At 54.0% G+C, this 18,241-nt stretch carries 14 protein-coding genes and 2 tRNA genes; 8 read left to right on the top strand and 8 right to left on the bottom strand.

Annotation, left to right across the window (positions count from 1 at the left end; all coding sequences use genetic code 11):
* Window positions 1-224: 224 nt before the first annotated feature.
* Window positions 225-1,640: a glutamate--tRNA ligase gene (gltX, locus tag B9Y90_RS00170; protein WP_039295767.1), complete on the top strand. Its 1,416-nt coding sequence runs from the start codon at window positions 225-227 to the stop codon at window positions 1,638-1,640.
* Between the two features lie 43 nt (window positions 1,641-1,683).
* Here gltX and B9Y90_RS00175 read toward each other — a convergent pair whose 3' ends face one another.
* A complete protein-coding gene (locus B9Y90_RS00175) occupies window positions 1,684-2,040 on the bottom strand; it encodes a YfeC-like transcriptional regulator (protein WP_085539844.1) in 357 nt (118 codons plus the stop codon).
* A 47-nt stretch (window positions 2,041-2,087) separates the two neighbouring features.
* Entirely contained in the window at window positions 2,088-2,444 is a 357-nt protein-coding gene (locus tag B9Y90_RS00180) for a YfeC-like transcriptional regulator (RefSeq protein WP_039295762.1), read from the bottom strand.
* A gap of 230 nt (window positions 2,445-2,674) precedes the next feature.
* On the opposite strand from B9Y90_RS00180, the gene B9Y90_RS00185 reads away from it, so the two are divergent.
* The 4 genes from B9Y90_RS00185 to B9Y90_RS00200 all read left to right on the top strand — a co-directional run bounded on the left by B9Y90_RS00185 (window position 2,675) and on the right by B9Y90_RS00200 (window position 6,967).
* Window positions 2,675-2,750, top strand: a tRNA-Ala gene (locus tag B9Y90_RS00185).
* A 46-nt stretch (window positions 2,751-2,796) separates the two neighbouring features.
* A tRNA-Ala gene (locus tag B9Y90_RS00190) sits at window positions 2,797-2,872 on the top strand.
* Between the two features lie 235 nt (window positions 2,873-3,107).
* Window positions 3,108-5,291: a sensor domain-containing phosphodiesterase gene (locus B9Y90_RS00195; protein WP_085539845.1), complete on the top strand. Its 2,184-nt coding sequence runs from the start codon at window positions 3,108-3,110 to the stop codon at window positions 5,289-5,291.
* Between the two features lie 32 nt (window positions 5,292-5,323).
* Window positions 5,324-6,967, top strand: a complete 1,644-nt coding sequence (locus B9Y90_RS00200; RefSeq protein ID WP_085539846.1) for a diguanylate cyclase — start codon at window positions 5,324-5,326, stop codon at window positions 6,965-6,967.
* A 41-nt stretch (window positions 6,968-7,008) separates the two neighbouring features.
* Here the strand turns inward: B9Y90_RS00200 and B9Y90_RS00205 are convergent, their stop codons facing one another.
* Window positions 7,009-8,196 (bottom strand): NupC/NupG family nucleoside CNT transporter, encoded by a 1,188-nt coding sequence (locus B9Y90_RS00205; protein WP_061278771.1) that lies wholly within the window; start codon window positions 8,194-8,196, stop codon window positions 7,009-7,011.
* Window positions 8,197-8,541: 345 nt separating this feature from the next.
* Here B9Y90_RS00205 and B9Y90_RS00210 point away from each other — a divergent pair, with 345 nt between their 5' ends.
* Complete coding sequence (locus tag B9Y90_RS00210) at window positions 8,542-9,798, top strand: Nramp family divalent metal transporter (RefSeq protein WP_303393651.1); 1,257 nt, start codon at window positions 8,542-8,544, stop codon at window positions 9,796-9,798.
* Between the two features lie 46 nt (window positions 9,799-9,844).
* Here B9Y90_RS00210 and B9Y90_RS00215 read toward each other — a convergent pair whose 3' ends face one another.
* Complete coding sequence (locus tag B9Y90_RS00215) at window positions 9,845-10,165, bottom strand: DUF2502 domain-containing protein (RefSeq protein WP_008459618.1); 321 nt, start codon at window positions 10,163-10,165, stop codon at window positions 9,845-9,847.
* A 154-nt stretch (window positions 10,166-10,319) separates the two neighbouring features.
* Window positions 10,320-11,309: an L-glyceraldehyde 3-phosphate reductase gene (gene mgrA, locus B9Y90_RS00220; RefSeq protein WP_085539848.1), complete on the bottom strand. Its 990-nt coding sequence runs from the start codon at window positions 11,307-11,309 to the stop codon at window positions 10,320-10,322.
* Between the two features lie 169 nt (window positions 11,310-11,478).
* Here mgrA and B9Y90_RS00225 point away from each other — a divergent pair, with 169 nt between their 5' ends.
* Window positions 11,479-13,140: an alpha-keto acid decarboxylase family protein gene (locus B9Y90_RS00225; protein WP_085539849.1), complete on the top strand. Its 1,662-nt coding sequence runs from the start codon at window positions 11,479-11,481 to the stop codon at window positions 13,138-13,140.
* On the opposite strand, the gene B9Y90_RS00230 is transcribed toward B9Y90_RS00225, so the two are convergent.
* On the bottom strand, window positions 13,141-14,373 hold the full coding sequence (locus tag B9Y90_RS00230) for an ion channel protein (RefSeq protein WP_085539850.1): 1,233 nt from the start codon (window positions 14,371-14,373) through the stop codon (window positions 13,141-13,143).
* A gap of 202 nt (window positions 14,374-14,575) precedes the next feature.
* On the opposite strand from B9Y90_RS00230, the gene glk reads away from it, so the two are divergent.
* The gene (glk, locus tag B9Y90_RS00235; protein ID WP_039295746.1) at window positions 14,576-15,541 is read left to right on the top strand and encodes a glucokinase; all 966 of its coding nucleotides are present in this window, start codon (window positions 14,576-14,578) and stop codon (window positions 15,539-15,541) included.
* A 38-nt stretch (window positions 15,542-15,579) separates the two neighbouring features.
* Here glk and B9Y90_RS00240 read toward each other — a convergent pair whose 3' ends face one another.
* Window positions 15,580-16,311 carry a LytR/AlgR family response regulator transcription factor gene (locus tag B9Y90_RS00240; RefSeq protein ID WP_085539851.1) on the bottom strand — a complete coding sequence of 244 codons (732 nt, stop codon included), beginning with the start codon at window positions 16,309-16,311 and terminating at the stop codon, window positions 15,580-15,582.
* Window positions 16,308-18,011 (bottom strand): sensor histidine kinase, encoded by a 1,704-nt coding sequence (locus B9Y90_RS00245; RefSeq protein ID WP_085539852.1) that lies wholly within the window; start codon window positions 18,009-18,011, stop codon window positions 16,308-16,310. The genes B9Y90_RS00240 and B9Y90_RS00245 overlap by 4 nt, the downstream gene beginning before the upstream one ends.
* Between the last annotated feature and the right edge of the window lie 230 nt (window positions 18,012-18,241).

Here is an 18,241-nt window from a genome sequence, read left to right on the forward strand (position 1 = left end):
AATGAGTCAACGCATTTTCTAAAGTTTTTATTCGTTCGTCTTAAAATTAAACGATGCGATCAAGAAACAGACATTGGCGTTTGATTTATCATCAAATTCTCTGCTTTCCGGCTATCTACAGGCATCAACATTGAGGAATTAGCGCACAGTGATAGAATGTTGCCTGTTAATTTTCCCTGGCAATTGCCGCTTTGCCGGCAAATATGTGTAACTAAGGCCGTTTAATGAAAATCAAAACTCGCTTTGCGCCAAGCCCAACAGGCTATCTGCACGTTGGCGGTGCCCGTACTGCTCTCTACTCCTGGCTGTTTGCTCGTCATAACAAAGGCGAGTTCGTGCTGCGTATAGAAGACACCGACCTCGAGCGTTCAACCCCGGAAGCCATCGAAGCAATTATGGACGGGATGAACTGGCTGAGCCTGCAGTGGGATGAGGGCCCGTACTATCAGACCAAGCGTTTTGATCGTTACAACCAGGCCATCGACGAAATGCTGGCCGCAGGCACAGCGTATAAGTGCTATTGCTCTAAAGAGCGCCTTGAGGCCCTGCGTGAAGAGCAAATGGCCAATAACGAGAAACCTCGTTATGACGGTCGCTGCCGCCACAGTCATGAGCACCACGCCGATGACGAACCGTGCGTCGTGCGTTTTGCCAACCCACAGGAAGGCTCCGTCATCTTTGATGACCAAATCCGTGGCCCGATCGAATTCAGCAACCAGGAACTGGACGATCTGATCATTCGCCGTACCGACGGTTCTCCAACCTACAACTTCTGCGTAGTGGTGGACGACTGGGATATGGAGATTACCCACGTGATCCGTGGTGAAGACCATATCAACAACACGCCGCGCCAGATTAACATCCTGAAGGCGCTGAACGCGCCGGTTCCGCTTTATGCACACGTTTCCATGATCAACGGTGACGACGGTAAAAAGCTGTCTAAGCGTCACGGGGCGGTGAGCGTAATGCAGTATCGCGATGACGGTTACCTGCCGGAAGCGCTGCTCAACTACCTGGTGCGCCTGGGCTGGTCCCACGGCGATCAGGAGATCTTCTCTCGCGAAGAGATGATTGAGATGTTCAGCCTGAACGCGGTAAGCAAGTCAGCCAGCGCATTCAATACTGAAAAGCTGCAGTGGCTGAACCACCATTACATCAATACGCTGGAGCCGGAGTACGTGGCAACTCACCTGCAATGGCATATCGAGCAGGAAAATATTGATACGCGTAATGGCCCGCAGCTGTCTGAGCTGGTGAAACTGCTGGGCGAACGTTGTAAAACCCTGAAAGAGATGGCGCAGACGTGCCGCTACTTCTACGAAGATTTCAGCGAGTTTGACGCTGATGCCGCGAAGAAGCATTTACGCCCGGTTGCACGTCAGCCGCTGGAAGTGGTGCGCGACAAACTTGCCGCGCTGAGCGACTGGACTGCAGAAAACGTTCACCACGCTATTCAGGCCACGGCCGATGAGCTGGAAGTTGGGATGGGTAAGGTGGGGATGCCGCTGCGTGTCGCCGTGACCGGCGCAGGTCAGTCTCCAGGCCTTGACGTAACCGTACATGCTATTGGCAAACAGCGTTCCGTGGCGCGCATCAACAAAGCGCTCGAATTCATCAGCGAGCGTGAAGCTCAGCAGTAAACGTCGTAAATGTAAAAAGCCGGTGCTGAGTCACCGGCTTTTTTTATTTCTTCTTTTGGATTCCAAGGCGTTTAAGCAAACCTTCGCTGCCTTCACGCTCGAGGATCGCGGTCACTTTATGCTGTTCTTCTTCGGATAGGGTACGCAGGGCGTTCAACATCAGCTGTTCTAATGGCGTCCGAAGGACGCTATAAGAGGCAACTTTTTCGCGCATATAGCGAGTGTTGTAGATAAACGTTTTTACCTGCTCAGAGATATAAATAAATCTTGCTTTACCGCCGGGGACGCCTCGTTTCTCAGTGGTTTCCCAGTCATGTTTTCGTACCCATTGATTAATCGTCTGGGGGGGGTAACCCGTCATTGCTGCGAGTTCATCGGCGGTCATTTTTTCCTTGAACATCTGCAATCCTTTATTCTTCCTGGCACCGACAGGAAATAGCCGGACAGCTACTCGTTGTCGCGGATACCCAGCCGTGTCAGTAAGCCGGCAATTCCGTCCCGCAGCAGCATGGCTGACATCTTTTTCTGCTCGCTGTCGGACATTTGCTGGACTGAGTTAATCAGCAGGTTTTCCAGTGAGGCGTCGGTTGCGCTGTAGCGGGCTGTACTCTCCGTCACCCGCCTGGTGTTGTTGATAAATTCCCTGACCTGCTCGTCTATATGGATAAGCCGCGCTTTGCCTCCCTGAACGCCGGGTTTAGGTGAGGTTTCCCAATTTTCTTTACGTACCCACTTATTGATGGTCTGGCGGCTGTAGCCGGTGATAACGGCTAATTCTTCAGGTGTCATTCTTTCCTTGAGCACAGTGATTCCTTTTCATTGCGGCCGAAACGGCTTTATTAGCGGCTCATTTTATTGAACTGACTAACGCGAAACTGTGACAGAATTAACTACAACGGGATGATATGCAACCGAGAATTGCCGGAGGCGATGGCTTTTTAGGCGATTGATCGCGGAAGAACAAATTGCCGTTGACACGCTATGTGGGGTTTCATATTATGCCGCCCGTCAACACGACAAGGTCTTTACGGTTTGGGGCTATAGCTCAGCTGGGAGAGCGCTTGCATGGCATGCAAGAGGTCAGCGGTTCGATCCCGCTTAGCTCCACCAAATCTTCACCAGCAGATTTGGTACCGTAAAATCAGCACCTGTCCGTGGGGCTATAGCTCAGCTGGGAGAGCGCTTGCATGGCATGCAAGAGGTCAGCGGTTCGATCCCGCTTAGCTCCACCAAAATTTGAAACCCTCGCTTCGGCGGGGGTTTTTGCTTTTCAGAACCCAACCTTTCTGCTTTTGGCTACTTCTCAGTAAAAAAGTCTCTACTTACGTCTGCTTGTTCTAATATTTCTGCTGTACGGTAAGATCTGCTTTTGTGCAGGTTCGAAACTTGATTCGCTCAATAAATAAACGTACCCTAATTGCCGAAAAATACTGATTCAACAATCACATAAAGTTTACATCAGGGCCTATGATCATTTACAAGACGATAAAGAAAATAGCGATTGCCCTGGCATTGTGTTTACTTTTTATTCCGTTTTCTCGTTATATTTCACCGACAACCCTTGTTGATGGACATAAAACCTATCTCGCCTATCTGCCATTAAGTTTTATCATGGCAATGATTATTATTTATGGCCGGTCTGTGATTATTCCACTCACGATAGGGTCGCTGATTATTTACAGCTGGTTGCTTGATTTAGCCGCTGTACCGCTTGTTGCTTTCATTTTCTGCCTGCTATTTCCTTTACTGATTGCCAGTTTTATTACCCGCAGCTATGTGGGGCGGCGTTGGCGTTTTGGACTCCCTAATAAAGGCATGGGGCAGCGCATTTTTTGGCTTGGTTTCGCGGCACCGCTGACCATTAAGCTGCTGATGTACCTTACAGGCAATGCTATTGCATATCCGCCTGAGCTGGCGCCGTTCTTCGGTGGTGGTTCGGTTATCTATATGATTGTCGATGTGCTGAATCTTGTCGTGGCCTCGCTCATCTTTACACCCCTTTTCTATTACCCGCTGCGTATGGCATTGAACCCGCATTTTGCTGTCGGTTTTTGGCGGCGCTGCATGCGCCACTACAGGCAGGATAAGCACCGGCTCTATACCCCATGCTGGCTGGTTGCCTGGGTGTTGTATCTGGTGCTGATGTGTTCGCCGTGGCATAGCGAACTGATTTCCGGCTATCTGGTTCCGTTGGTCTTTGTGTTGTTTACGCTGGGAATACGTCGGCTTGACGCAAGGCTGGTATCTCTACTTTGGGGGATTTCGGCATGGGTATTATTAACTTATAACACCGGTTTTTTGCAGGGTGTGAATACGCAATACGCCCTGTCCTTTATTTTATCCGTCTTTATTTCCTTTACCGTTTGCCTGTTGTATATGGCCATTTCCTACCATAAGAACGAATGGATGAAGCGCGTGTATCACCTGCAGGCGCAGACTGACCCTTTAACAAAATTACCGAATTTACGCGCGCTTGAAGAACATATTCTGACCTATCCAACCGGTGCGCTTTGCTGCCTGAGGATGGCTAACTTTGAGTTTCTTAGCCGACATTACGGCATGATGATGCGAATTTATTGCAAGAAAACCATTGCCAGAGAATTACAGCCCTGGCTGCTGGAGGGGGAAAAAATATTTCAGCTTCCGGGCAGTGAGCTGCTCTTGTTTTTACGCGAGGGTGAAACAGAAGCCCGGCTGACCTATTTTGTTGAGCACTTGAATAATAAAAAAATCCCCTGGCACAACGCTGTCCTCGAGATTGAATACGGGGCTTCCTGGGGCATTGTGGATTCTCCGAAAGAACTGCAGCGTATGCTCGGGCAACTCAGCTATCTGGCAGAAAAAGCCAGCGACACACAGCGTGTGCTTGGGCTTGATTCCCGGCTGCAGGCTGTTTCCGGGCAAACAACCGAGCGGGTATTGCTGCTACAAAAGATTAAGCGGGCCATAGACGAAGAAGCCTTTCAGCTCTACGCGCAGCCCATTGTCGACGGTGAAGGGAAGGGCTATCACGAAATCCTCAGTCGGCTGGTGATTGGCGGGCAGAGCATCACCCCGGATAAATTTATTCCGATTGTCGCCGAATTTAACCTCAGCACCCGTTTTGACATGATGGTGATGAAGATGCTGCTGGCCTGGCTTGCAAAGCATCCAGGAGACGAGCAGCAGGCGCGTTTTTCTGTCAATTTAATGCCGCTCACGCTGATGCAAAAAGAGATTGCTCAACAGATTGTTGACCTGTTTGAGGTTTACAAGGTTCCGACCCGCGCTGTGGTCATAGAAGTCACGGAAGAACAGGCGTTTTCCAACTCGGAAACCTCTAATCAAAATATTGCTCTGCTGCGCGAGAAAGGTTTTAAGATTGCCATCGATGATTTCGGGACAGGCTACGCTAACTATGAGCGTCTGAAGAAGCTGCAGGCGGATATCATTAAGATAGATGGTTGCTTCGTCCGCGACATCACCAGCGATGTGATGGACAAGCTTATTGTGAAGTCCATTTGCAAACTGGCGGCGGCCAGGTCGCTCAGTGTTGTCGCAGAGTATGTTGAAACACAAGAGCAGCGCGATATTCTGCTGCAGCTTGGCGTACAGTACCTGCAGGGGTATCTGGTGGGTAAACCCGAGCCTCTGCAGAAACTGAAGCACTGACGCTCTCCTTTGCACCCTAAAAAGGAATCACCGTGAGCACGTCGTTGATAAGCCATATTCGCCTGCCGATGGTAAAAACACTGCGCATTACCCATGTGTGTTTTCTGTCGCTCTTTCTGCTGATCACCTTCCTTTTCTGGCAGCAGGGAGAACTGTTCAACCATGGCTATCGCACCAGCCAGCTTAGCCACCTGGAAAGCGTTATCGCCCGGCTTGAAAGCAAATCTGAATATCAGATGGATAACCTGCGTTATCTGCGGCGGATGTTCATTGAAACGCTAAATGAGCCGCAGTTCACGCCGATTTCGCAGCTGGCTTCCCGGGCCAGCAATAAAGAGACACTGTCGCCGCTGCATATCCAAAGTCTGCCGATCCCCGACAGCGTTCAGCCATTTAAAAACAAGCCAAAAGAAGAAAGGGAAAAACTCACGCAGCGGGAATACCAGGCGCTGCGGGACATTCAGGATCTCTTTCCTCTGGCGGGTGGGAGCAACCGCCTCTCCTCGAGCATTTATTACATGTCGCGCTCTGGCGCATTTATTGCGTCGCTCTCTCCTGATGTGAACAAACTGCTTATCGAAAGCGCTAACCCGCTGGCAATGCAGGGGTCGTTTGTGCTTGGCTCGCCGCTGTTAAACCCGCGCCGCGAACCGTTCTGGACACGGCAAAATATCGCGGATACTGGCAAGACGCTGATTAATGGCTCCCTTCCGGTGGACTTTGACGATAGATGGATTGGGCTGTTTGGCATCGCGGTCACCACCGAAACGCTTCGACTGTTTCTCTCCAGCGCCTTGCCGGACGACACGCAAAGTGCTTATCTGCTTTTTGATGAGCAGATGAACCCGCTCACTCGCCCTGTTGGCTCACAGAATGGCTATCAGCTCAGCGAGAAGCAGCGCCAGGCGATTCTTGAAAAGCTGACCGATGAACCCCGGGGCACGCTTCGCTTTGGCTATGCTTATGCCACTTTCGGGCATGTCACCGGGACGGGGGCAATCCTTGTCAGCGTCCAGACAATCCGGCAGGGGCTGCATGAGGACTTTGGGCGTTTTAGCGTGCTGCTGGTCGTGATGTGGCTGACCGTGATTCTTATTCTGTTTGGTTCACACCGCATGATTTGCCGGCTGATTCGCAACATGGGCCAGTTGCAGCAGGAAATGCACCGGCATGCGCTGTACGATGACCTGACCGGCGTCTTAAATCGCCGTGGATTCTTTGAAACAACCGGGCGTATCAGCCCGCAGTACGTGGATTACTCCCTGATTCAGCTTGATCTCGACCATTTCAAAAAAGTGAACGATCGCTTTGGGCACCAGGTTGGGGACCGGGTGCTTATCCATGCCACGCGCTGCATCCAACAGGCGATCCGCACCCAGGACATCGTCGGGCGTATCGGTGGCGAAGAGTTTTGTATCTACCTGCCCAATACCGATCTGCACGCGGCGATTGCTGTAGCGCAGCGGGTGCGCAAGATGCTGGTGAACACGCCGCTCAGGCTTGAGGACGAATCTTCACTCCTGGTGACGGCCTCTCTGGGTGTGGCTTCCCATGAGGAAGCGCCTCAGGGTAGCCTGGAACACATCCAGAGCCAGGCGGATATTCGTCTGTACAGGGCAAAAGAGCAGGGGCGAAACAGAGTGTGTTGGGGCGGAGAAGCTGAATCGCAGGCATAAAAAAAGCCGGTGACCAGCACCGGCTTTTTAATACGCAGAAATTAGATAACCAGCGCGGCGATAGACGCGGACAGGATACTCACCAGCGTAGAGCCGTAAACCAGCTTCAGACCAAAGCGAGAAACCACGTTACCTTGCTCTTCGTTCAGGCCCTTAATGGCCCCGGCGATAATACCGATAGAAGAGAAGTTAGCGAAGGATACCAGGAATACAGACAGGATGCCTTCCGCGCGTGGAGACAGGGAGCTGGCAATCTTCTGCAGATCCATCATGGCAACGAATTCGTTGGAAACGAGTTTGGTCGCCATGATACTGCCGACCTGCAGGGCTTCACCGGACGGCACGCCCATCACCCAGGCAACCGGGTAGAAGATGTAGCCCAGAATACCCTGGAAGGAGATACCCAGCACGGCAGCGAACAGCGCGTTCAGGCCAGAAATCAGGGCGATGAAGCCAATCAGCATGGCGGCAACGATAATCGCCACTTTGAAACCTGCCAGAATGTACTCGCCGAGCATTTCGAAGAAGCTTTGACCTTCGTGCAGGTTAGTCATCTGCAGGTTCTCTTCTTTCTCATCCACGCGGTACGGGTTGATCAGCGACAGCACGATGAAGGTACTGAACATGTTCAGCACCAGTGCGGCAACCACGTATTTTGGCTGCAGCATGGTCATGTACGCACCCACGATTGACATGGACACGGTAGACATAGCGGTCGCCGCCATGGTGTACATGCGGTTGCGCGACATCTTGCCGAGAATATCCTTATAGGCGATGAAGTTTTCTGATTGTCCCAGAATCAGCGAGCTTACGGCGTTAAAGGATTCCAGCTTACCCATACCGTTGACTTTAGAAAGCACGGTACCGATGGCGCGGATAACAATCGGCAGAATGCGAATGTGCTGCAGAATACCGATCAGCGCAGAAATGAACACGATAGGGCACAGCACCTTCAGGAAGAAGAAAGCCAGGCCTTCGTCGTTCATTTTGCCGAAGACAAAGTTTGTCCCTTCGTTAGCGAAACCGAGCAGTTTCTCGAACATCTCGGAGAAACCTTTCACGAAACCCAGGCCGACGTCAGAGGTCAGGAAGAACCAGGCCAGTAACACTTCGATCACTAACAGTTGAATGACAAAGCGAATACGAATTTGCTTGCGGTTAGGGCTAACCAGCAAAGCCAGCAGCGCGACCACAGCAAGCGCTAAAACAAAGTGCAAAACGCGGGACATATTTGCTCCAAATATGAGGCAGGTTTAATTTCGTTGCACATTCTATGTAACAAGCAATAAGAAAACGAGATCAATTCCACACTATAGTGATGACCTGTGACGGAACGCAAAAATAGTGATCCACCATACATTTCTGCTATGTTAAGTAAAGAAGCTAAAAGTTACGTTAAGATGGCTTGTCGACAGTTTACACGTTGGTCAAATGTTAATCCGTTAACCGACATCCAGATTCACCATCTCACGCCTCCTGCACATCGTTTTCAGCTATCAGAGAAATCAATTTCCCCGCACTAAATGAACTTGATAACCATTCTCATTTTGATAGCATAAAACATAGCAAAGGCTATATCTCAGAGGCAGAAGATGACAAGCAGTCGCATTGACAGCAATACCGGACGCACCGCGCGCAAGCTGCGGCTGGCGTTGATGGGGCCAGCGTTTATCGCCGCTATCGGCTACATCGACCCCGGTAACTTCGCGACCAATATCCAGGCCGGGGCGAGCTATGGCTATCAACTGCTGTGGGTGGTGGTGTGGGCTAACCTGATGGCGGCGCTGATTCAGGTGCTCTCCGCTAAGCTTGGGATCGCCACCGGCAAGAACCTCGCCGAGCAAATCCGCGATCATTACCCGCGTCCGCTGGTGTGGATTTACTGGGTTCAGGCGGAAATTATCGCCATGGCGACGGATCTCGCGGAGTTTATCGGGGCGGCCATTGGCTTTAAGCTGATTCTGGGTGTCTCTTTGCTACAAGGGGCGGTGCTGACCGGGATAGCCACTTTCCTGATTTTGATGCTGCAAAGCCGTGGGCAAAAGCCTCTGGAAAAAGTCATTGGCGGGCTGCTGCTGTTTGTGGCCGCGGCCTACATCGTTGAGCTTATTTTTTCCCAGCCGAAGGTGGCTGAGCTGGGCAAAGGGATGCTGATCCCAAGCCTGCCGACGTCCGAAGCGGTCTATCTTGCCGCTGGCGTTCTGGGCGCGACTATCATGCCGCACGTGATTTACCTGCACTCTTCTCTGACTCAGCACCTGCACGCGGGCAACCGGGCAGAGCGCTATTCCGCCACTAAATGGGACGTGGCGATAGCGATGACCATTGCCGGCTTCGTCAATCTGGCGATGATGGCCACCGCCGCAGCGGCGTTTCATTTCACCGGGCATACCGGCGTCGCCGAGCTGGAAGATGCCTATAAAACGCTGGAGCCGCTGTTGAGCCATGCCGCAGCGACGGTTTTCGGGCTTAGCCTGGTGGCGGCCGGTTTGTCATCCACGGTGGTGGGCACGCTTGCCGGGCAGGTGGTGATGCAGGGCTTTGTGCGTTTTTATATTCCGCTTTGGGTACGCCGCGCTATTACTATGGCGCCGTCCTTCGTGGTCATCATGATGGGGCTAGACCCAACGCGGATTCTGGTCATGAGCCAGGTCCTGCTGAGCTTCGGCATTGCGCTGGCGCTGGTGCCGCTGCTGGTGTTTACCAGCGACAAAAAGCTGATGGGTGATTTGGTTAACGTGCGCTGGGTTAAGCTGGTTGGCTGGGCGATTGTCGCGGTGGTGGTGGCGCTCAACCTTTGGTTAATTTTCAGTACGCTGTTTGGCAACTAACCTTGCCATAGAAAGTAAAAGGGCTGGATTATCCAGCCCTTTTTTATTAATGACGGTGTCCGTGGCCTCTGCCGCGATGGTCATCGCGATCGTTCCAGCCTTCACGATAGCCTCGTTCATAGCTATTGCGACCGCGGTCCCAACCTCTATCCCAGCCACGGTGGCGGTGCCAGCCGCGATCGCGCCATTCATAGTTGCGGTGCCAGTAATCACGGTCGCGCCATCTGCCGCCGTCCCAGTAATTACCGCGATAATCTTGATCGCCAATCTGTAATTTCACCGACGGCAGCAGGGTGATTTCACCCGCGTTAGCAACCATCGGCGCCGCGGCCAGTAAGGCAAGGGCAAGCATTAGTGACCTGAACATACTTTCTCTCCCTGGTTCTCATAGCCGTGTTGCGGCTTGTTAACACAATATTACAAACCGACAAACGGGCCGATGAACTACACAATTCCTAAATCATCGGTCGCAGCACTTTTTGCACAAATGCTGGTGTGAACCAGGAGAGAAAGTTAAACGTTTACACTAAGATCGCCTCAATTTCCGCTCGTTCCTGTTCGCTGAAATGGCGCTGGTTTAGCATGCCCACGGCGTCCTCTATCTGGCTGGTTTTACTCGCGCCAATAAGCACCGAAGTGACCTTCTCATCGCGGAGTACCCAGGCCAGCGCCATCTGCGACAGTTTCTGCCCACGTTTCTCCGCCATCGCGTTGAGCTGACGTACTTTGGCCAGCTTCTCTGCCGTAATCTGGTCGGGGTTCAGGAAACGGCTGCCGCTGGCAGCCCGTGAATCCGCGGGGATACCGCTCAGATAGCGGTCGGTTAGCTGGCCTCCGGCGAGCGGGGAAAAAGCGATGCTGCCGACGCCTTTTTCCTGCAGCAAATCCAGCAGGCCACCTTCAACCCAGCGTTCAAACAGGGAATAACGCGGCTGGTGGATCAGGCAAGGCGTGCCGAGATCGTTCAGGATATTAATGGCTTTTTCAGCCAGATCTGCCGGGTAGTTAGAGATCCCGACATACAGGGCTTTGCCCTGGCGTACCACATGGTCGAGGGCACGCATGGTCTCTTCCAGCGGCGTGTCAGGATCCGGGCGGTGATGATAGAAAATATCGACATACTCAAGCCCCGTGCGCTTCAGACTTTGGTCGAGGCTCGAAATCAGATACTTGCGTGAACCCCAGTCGCCGTAAGGCCCATCCCACATGGTGTAGCCCGCTTTGGTGGAGATAATCAGCTCGTCGCGCCAGGCCTGAAAATCTTCCTGCAAAATGCGCCCAAAGTTTGCTTCCGCTGAACCAGGCGGTGGCCCGTAATTATTGGCAAGGTCAAAGTGGGTAATGCCCAGATCAAAAGCCTTTCTCAGCAGCTGGCGGCTGGTTTCCAGCAGCGTTTCATCGCCAAAATTATGCCAAAGGCCAAGGGAGATGGCGGGCAGTTTCAGGCCGCTGCGGCCGCAGCGACGGTACTCCATAGACGAATAGCGTTCAGGGTTGGGCTGCCAGGTCATTATTGTCATCCTTATAGGTAACAGAGAAATCAGTGTATACGCTTTCACAACCCAGAATACGCCGTATTCCACTGTAAATTCCACGTGCCACCCCTTAAATCGGATATATTCTCGACACCGATCCCGGTTACTTAATACTCACAGCAAGCCCTCATAGAAGGAAAATCCTATGCGCTACTGTGTGGCAGACTATCTTGTTGACCGGCTTAACGAAGGCGGGATCGACCACCTCTTCGGTGTCCCCGGTGACTACAATCTTGTTTTCCTGGATCACGTTATTGCGCATCCGAGGCTTGCCTGGGTGGGCTGTGCTAATGAGCTGAACGCGGCCTACGCCGCCGACGGCTATGCCCGCTGTAAAGGTACAGCGGCGCTGCTGACCACGTTTGGCGTGGGTGAACTGAGCGCGCTGAACGGCGTGGCGGGCAGCTATGCCGAACATCTTCCCATCATTCATATTGTTGGCGCGCCCAATAGCCGCGCCCAGCAGCGCGGAGAATTGCTGCATCACACGCTTGGGGACGGGGATTTCCGCCATTTCCTGCGTATTGCCGAAGAAGTCTCCGTGGCGCAGGCTTCGCTCACGCCCGCCAATGCCTGTAGCGAAATTGATCGCGTAATTCTGGAAGCGCTCAAGCAGCAGCGCCCCGGTTACCTGTTACTGCCGAGCGACGTTGCGGAAGCACCGGCAACGCGGCCCTCAAAACGGTTAATGGCTCCTGTAACGGCGGCTGAACCGGCAACGCTGGAAGCGTTTCGTCATTGTGCGCAGGCAAAAATAGCCGAAAGCCGAAGCGTGGCGCTGCTGGCTGATTTTCTGGCTCTGCGTTATGGGCAGCAAAAAACGCTCCAGCAGTGGATGGCGAGCACGCCCATCCCTCACGCTTCGCTGCTGATGGGGAAAGGGTTGTTCGATGAAAGTCAGCCTGGTTTTCTGGGCACCTACAGCGGAGCGGCCAGCCCGCCGCAGGTGAAGCAGGGGATTGAAAGCGCGGAGCTGGTTATCTGCGTGGGCGTGAAGTTTACCGATACCATCACCGCCGGCTTCAGCCAGAAGTTAAGCCAGCAGCAGACGATTGAGGTTCAGCCGGAGGCTGTGCGGGTTGGCGATCGCTGGTTTAGCGGGATCTCTATGGCGCTGGCCATATCTATTTTACAGCCGCTGTGTGCGCAACAGACTGCCTCCTGGCCCGAGGCTACGCAAAGGCCACCTCAGCTTCCAGCCTGTGACAGTGACCGGCTGGACCAGCATGCTTTCTGGCAAACCTTGCAGGATGCCTTACAGCCGGGCGATATCATTCTGGCCGACCAGGGTACGGCGGCCTTTGGTGCCGCGGCCTTAACGCTGCCCGCAGGCGTGACGTTTATCGTCCAGCCGCTGTGGGGATCAATTGGTTTTACGCTGCCTGCGGCGTTTGGGGCGCAAACCGCATGGCCGAACAGGCGTGTACTTCTGCTGATAGGCGACGGCTCCGCCCAGCTGACTATTCAGGAACTGGGCAGCATGCAGCGCGACGGCCAGAAACCGGTGGTGATGGTGCTGAATAACGATGGCTACACGGTTGAGCGCGCGATCCATGGCCCGGAACAGCGCTACAACGACATTGCCGCGTGGGACTGGACCCGCCTGCCGCAGGCGATGAACGTGGATAGCCTGGCCGAATGTTGGCGTGTCACCGAAACATCACAGCTTGCTGCCGTGCTGGAAAAACTGGCCAGCCCGGAGAGGCTGGCGCTGGTGGAAGTGGTGCTGCCTAAGCAGGACATTCCCGAGCTGCTAAGGGCGGTCACCACCTCGCTAGGTAAACGCAACTCGGAAATGGAACATTAATTAGCGGTTTGGCCGCCCGGCCATCATCAACGGTTTACCCGCCAGCAGGAGCCAGGCGGGTAACATCACGATGCACAGCAAGGGCAGGAGTTTGACGTCCGGCACCACGGCCATCGCCATAAACAGGCTCAGCCAGCCGTCGCGTGTGACGACCAGCACCATGCCAAGGACGGCGCAGGAGAGCGTAATCGCGGCAGGAACCGCCTCTACATGCTGGTGCAGCATCATGCCCAACGCCACGCCCACAAACACTGCCGGAAAAATACGTCCGCCCCGGAAACCGCTGGCTGCCGCGATAATCAACGCGGCCAGCTTCACCACGGCAAACAGCAGCAATGATGAAACGGAGAAGTCGGAAATAGCCAACTGCTGCATCTCATCCAGGCCTTTAAACATCGTCACCTCACCGCCGATTACCCCCAGCAGGCCAAGCAAAAATCCGCCAGCGCCAAGTACAAGCACCGGATGTTTGAGCTGGTGCATCAGGCGGTGCAATCTTGGCAAACACCAGACGCCCACCATGCCCATCGCAATGGCGATAGCCGCGACAACCGCCCCGCTGAACAGGTCTTCAATGTGCATTTCGGGGTAGCTGGCAACCGGCAGAGCAAAGTGCGGCTGAAAGAAAATGTTGGTGGTCAACGCCCCGGCGGAGGCGGCCATCAGCGGCGCGAACAGCCTGTCCCACAGTGGCACTTCATTATTTCCGCCCAGGGTCTGCGAAAAGATCAGCGCAGCGGCCACCGGCGTGCCAAATAACGCGCCGACGGTGCCTGCAGCGGCGAGAATAGTCCAGTCGAGCGGGCTGACCTTCGGCAAAACCCGTGCACCAAGCGCCACCGCGAGCGCAATGTTTACCGCCATAATCGGGTGCTCTGGCCCCAGGCTCACGCCGCCCGCCAGGCCAATCACCAGCGCCATCACCAGCCCTGGAATAGCCATTGTCGGTACGGGGGCTCCAATAAGCGGTTCGGTAGCGGGGTCCGGCCCGCCGTGGCCAGGTAAATAGCGGATAACCAGCCCAACCGCGACACCGGTCAGGGTTAAAATCAGCAGTATCCAAAACGGGGACTGGGGATCGTACCCGCGCGCCGCGGGCAGTGTTGCCCACAGGTATTCCTGCAGTGCAGCGGCAACCTTCATAACGACAATTAACACCAGGCTGGATAAGACGCCGATAATCAGAGCCGGAATGGAAAGTACCAGCATTGTTCTGGCTCGCGGATGGAGCATAGTCAATCCTTACAATAGGGAGTCGCACGGCGCAAAAACGGAAAGTCTTAAGCCGCATTGCAAATAGAGCTGAAACGGTAAAGCCAGAATGTGACCTGGTTCAACAATCGCGCCGCACCTGAATGATGGTCGTTGTTGTTTCGGCTGGCTAATTTTACAGTGTTGCCAGAACTTATTCTGACTTTAGCGGAGCTGTTTGAGAATGACAAAATATGCTTTGGTGGGAGATGTCGGCGGCACCAATGCACGTCTGGCGCTATGCGATTTGAACACGGGTGATATTTCACAGGCAAAGACTTACTCCGGCCTTGATTTTCCAAGCCTGGAAGCGGTGATTCAGCACTACCTCAAAGAACATAACATCAGCGTGCAGTCGGGCTGCGTGGCCATCGCCTGCCCGATAAACGGGGACTGGGTGGAAATGACCAACCACACCTGGGCGTTTTCCACCGCTGAAATGAAGCAAAACCTGGGCTTCGATCATCTGGAAATTATCAACGACTTTACCGGCGTTTCCATGGCCATTCCGGCGCTGAAAAAAGAGCATCTGATTCAGTTCGGCGGCGGCGAGCCTGTAGCAGGCAAACCGGTGGTGGTGTATGGTGCGGGCACCGGACTGGGTGTTTCTCACTTGGTTCATGTCGACAAACGCTGGATCAGCCTGCCGGGCGAGGGCGGCCACTCAGATTTCGCGGCGAACAGCGAAGAAGAGGGCATTATCCTGGAGCAACTGCGCAACGAACTTGGGCACGTCTCCAACGAGCGCATTCTCTCCGGACCTGGCCTGCTGAATCTCTACCGCGCCATCGTTAAGGCCGACGGTCGTGAGCCGGAAAACTACCAGCCGAAGGACATTACCGAAAAAGCCGTGGATGACACCTGCACCGACTGCCGACGCGCGCTGTCGCTGTTCTGCGTGATCCTGGGGCGTTTCGGCGGCAACCTGGCGCTGAACATGAGTACGTTTGGCGGCGTGTATATCGCCGGCGGTATCGTGCCGCGCTTCCTGGAATTCTTTAAGGCTTCGGGCTTCCGCGGTGGGTTTGAAGACAAAGGTCGCTTCAAAGAATTTGTGAAGGGTATTCCTGTGTATCTCATTGTGCACGATCAGCCGGGGCTGCTGGGTGCCGGGGCGCACCTGCGTCAGACGCTGGGTCACGTCCTGTAATACCGTGCGGGCGCACTGCGCCCGCCAGTTTCCCTTCTCTACAGGCGCATCAGTTGCCTGAACTCTTTCACCTTGCTGCGGCTCACCGGCACCTGAAAATCCAGGTCGCGCAGGCGCAGAATATAGGTATTGTTAAACCACGGTTCTATTTCACGAATTTTGCTCAGGTTCACCACATAAGAGCGGTGGCAGCGGAAGAAGTGGCTCTCCGGCAGACGGCTGCAGAATTCGGTGATATTCATCGGCATGACGTAAGACTCGCGGCGCGTATAGACAAATGTCATCTTCTCGTGGGCTTCCGCGTAGTAAATATCGTTGATGTCGGTAACGATAATTCGCTCGTCTTTGATCAGGTTAATCGTCGTGGCATCACGGTTTTCATGGCTGGCGGCAGGCTGCGAGGTTTGCTGCAGATAAGCGGCCTCTAGCTTTTGCAGCATGCCAATAATGCGTGACTCCTGATACGGCTTCAGAATGTAGTCAAACGCCTCCAGCTCAAAGGCTTCCACCGCATGTTCTTTCCAGGCGGTAATAAACACGATGAACGGCCTGTGGGCAAATTTGCTGATGTTCTGCGCCAGCAGCACGCCGTCCAGCGACGGAATATTGATGTCGAGGAAGATGGCGTCGACTTCGTGATGCTGCAAATACTTCAGCACGTCCATACCATCGTCGAAGGAAGCGACAATCTCCATTTCGCTGTGGTTTTTGATGAGCCAGCTCAGCTCCTGCTGCGCCAGAAACTCATCCTCTACGATAATGACCTTCATGCTTCTCTCCCTTCCAGTGGGCGGGGCGCGGCGGTGGGGACATAGCGCGGCACGTAAAAGGCGATTTCTGTCCCCGGCTCCAGGCGGCGGATGATCAGCCCTTCGCCGTAGAGCAACTGCACGCGGTGATGCACGTTCAGCAGGCCAATTTTATTCCCCGGCATTTCGTTATTCTCCACGCGCTCGACTACTTTAGGATCGATCCCGTGGCCGGTATCACGCACGGCAATACGCACCCGGTTGCCGCTCTCTTCAATACTTATCGTCACCACGCCCTTACCTTTACAGGGCTGAATGCCGTGCACAATCGCATTTTCCACCAGAGGCTGGATAAGCAGGCTGGGAATCCGGCAGTTGACCTCCTCATCAATGTTATAAATCACCGTCAGTTTGTCGCCAAAGCGCGCCTGCTCAATGGCAATGTAATCCTTGATTTGATACAGCTCCTTGCGGATATCAATCTGTTCGTCATCGTTCAGCTCGATGTTATAGCGCAGGTAGCGTGACAGGTTGACGATAAGCTGGCGTGCGGTGTCTGGATTCATGCGGATTGAGGACGATATCGCATTCAGCGCATTGAACAGGAAGTGCGGGTTTATCTTGCTTTGCAGCGCCCTTAGTTCGGCTTTGTTAGCCATTTCGCGGAGCTGCTCTGCACGGGAAACCTCAAGCTGGGTAGAAATAATTTGCGACAGGCCAACCGCCATTTCCTGCAGCGTGGAGGTGATCTGGTGGGCATGGCGGTAATAGATCTTCAGGGTGCCGGTCACCACGCCTTTTTCCCACAGCGGGATGATGATTAAGGAGTGAATTTCCGGCGTTCGCCAGGCTTCGTCGTCGTTGCGAATGATGATGCGCCCCTCGTTCAGTGCCTGACGGGTGCGCGGGCTGAAAGCCTGGTCGTTCTCGTGGTAGTTATTTTCCCCCAGCCCGACGTAGGCCAGCACTTTTTCGGTATCGGTAATGGCCACCGCATCCGCATCGATATCGTGGCGAATAATCTGGCAAACCTGGCGCAGCGACTCACTGTTCACCTTGCGGAACAGCGGCAGCGTTTTGTTGGCGATATCCAGCGCCAGTTTGGCCTGGCGGGCGGCGCTGGCCTCTTTCTCGCCCTCAACGCTTTGCACCAGCAGGATAATAAAGCCGATAGAGACCGAGCCGAGGATCATCGGCACGCCGATTTTGGAGACGATATCGAGGCCGAGCGCGGTGCTTGGTGCCCAGAGCACCACCAGAATCATGGTCATCGTTTCGCAGAGCATGCCGCCGATGATACCGACCCGCCAGTGCTTCTCTTTCGGCACCTTGCGGTTGATCCAGCCGGACATTATCCCGGCAAGGATGCTGGTGATAAAGCAGGGGATAGCGGTAATGCCACCGATATCAATCAGGTAGCGGTGCGTCCCGGCGATAAGCCCGGTAATAATCCCCACCCAGGGGCCAAACAGGATCCCACCGGACATCACCGCGATAATACGCACGTTAACCAGCGAGCCTTCAACCGGCACGCCTGACCAGGTACTGAACAAGGCAAACATCGAGAAGATAGCGGTGACGGCCAGCAGTTCTTTAGGCGTATGGGCGCTTTTGTGCAGCAATTCGCGGAACAGACGAATGCGAATCAGGAAGAAAAGGCAAATAAGCATCAGCGCCGCACGATCGAACACCGCCAGCAGCATAGTAAAAATTTCGTGCACGGGTCACTCGCGTGGCTCAGAAGGGAAGCGTCAATGATAAGGAAATTTGGCGGGGGTTTCCAGTTGAGGGAGCCCCTCACCCCGACCCTCTCCCCAAAGGGGCGAGGGAGAAGTCAGTGGTGGGAGAGATTGTTTATTCTCTCACCCCAAAGGGGAGAGGGAGAAATCAGTGGTGGAAGAGTTTGTTTATTCTCTCACCCCAAAGGGGCGAGGGAGAAATCAGTGGCGGG

Source organism: Cedecea sp. NFIX57, assembly GCF_900177785.1.
In the GTDB taxonomy this organism is placed as follows: domain Bacteria; phylum Pseudomonadota; class Gammaproteobacteria; order Enterobacterales; family Enterobacteriaceae; genus Cedecea; species Cedecea neteri_C.

Excerpts from the sequence above, each read along its gene's own strand:
- B9Y90_RS00230 (WP_085539850.1), bottom strand. The coding sequence starts at position 14,373 with ATGCTCCATCCGCGAGCCAGAACAATGCTGGTACTTTCCATTCCGGCT.
- B9Y90_RS00225 (WP_085539849.1), top strand. The coding sequence starts at position 11,479 with ATGCGCTACTGTGTGGCAGACTATCTTGTTGACCGGCTTAACGAAGGC.
- B9Y90_RS00205 (WP_061278771.1), bottom strand. The coding sequence starts at position 8,196 with ATGTCCCGCGTTTTGCACTTTGTTTTAGCGCTTGCTGTGGTCGCGCTG.
- mgrA (WP_085539848.1), bottom strand. The coding sequence starts at position 11,309 with ATGACCTGGCAGCCCAACCCTGAACGCTATTCGTCTATGGAGTACCGT.
- B9Y90_RS00215 (WP_008459618.1), bottom strand. The coding sequence starts at position 10,165 with ATGTTCAGGTCACTAATGCTTGCCCTTGCCTTACTGGCCGCGGCGCCG.
- B9Y90_RS00175 (WP_085539844.1), bottom strand. The coding sequence starts at position 2,040 with ATGTTCAAGGAAAAAATGACCGCCGATGAACTCGCAGCAATGACGGGT.
- gltX (WP_039295767.1), top strand. The coding sequence starts at position 225 with ATGAAAATCAAAACTCGCTTTGCGCCAAGCCCAACAGGCTATCTGCAC.
- B9Y90_RS00195 (WP_085539845.1), top strand. The coding sequence starts at position 3,108 with ATGATCATTTACAAGACGATAAAGAAAATAGCGATTGCCCTGGCATTG.
- glk (WP_039295746.1), top strand. The coding sequence starts at position 14,576 with ATGACAAAATATGCTTTGGTGGGAGATGTCGGCGGCACCAATGCACGT.
- B9Y90_RS00240 (WP_085539851.1), bottom strand. The coding sequence starts at position 16,311 with ATGAAGGTCATTATCGTAGAGGATGAGTTTCTGGCGCAGCAGGAGCTG.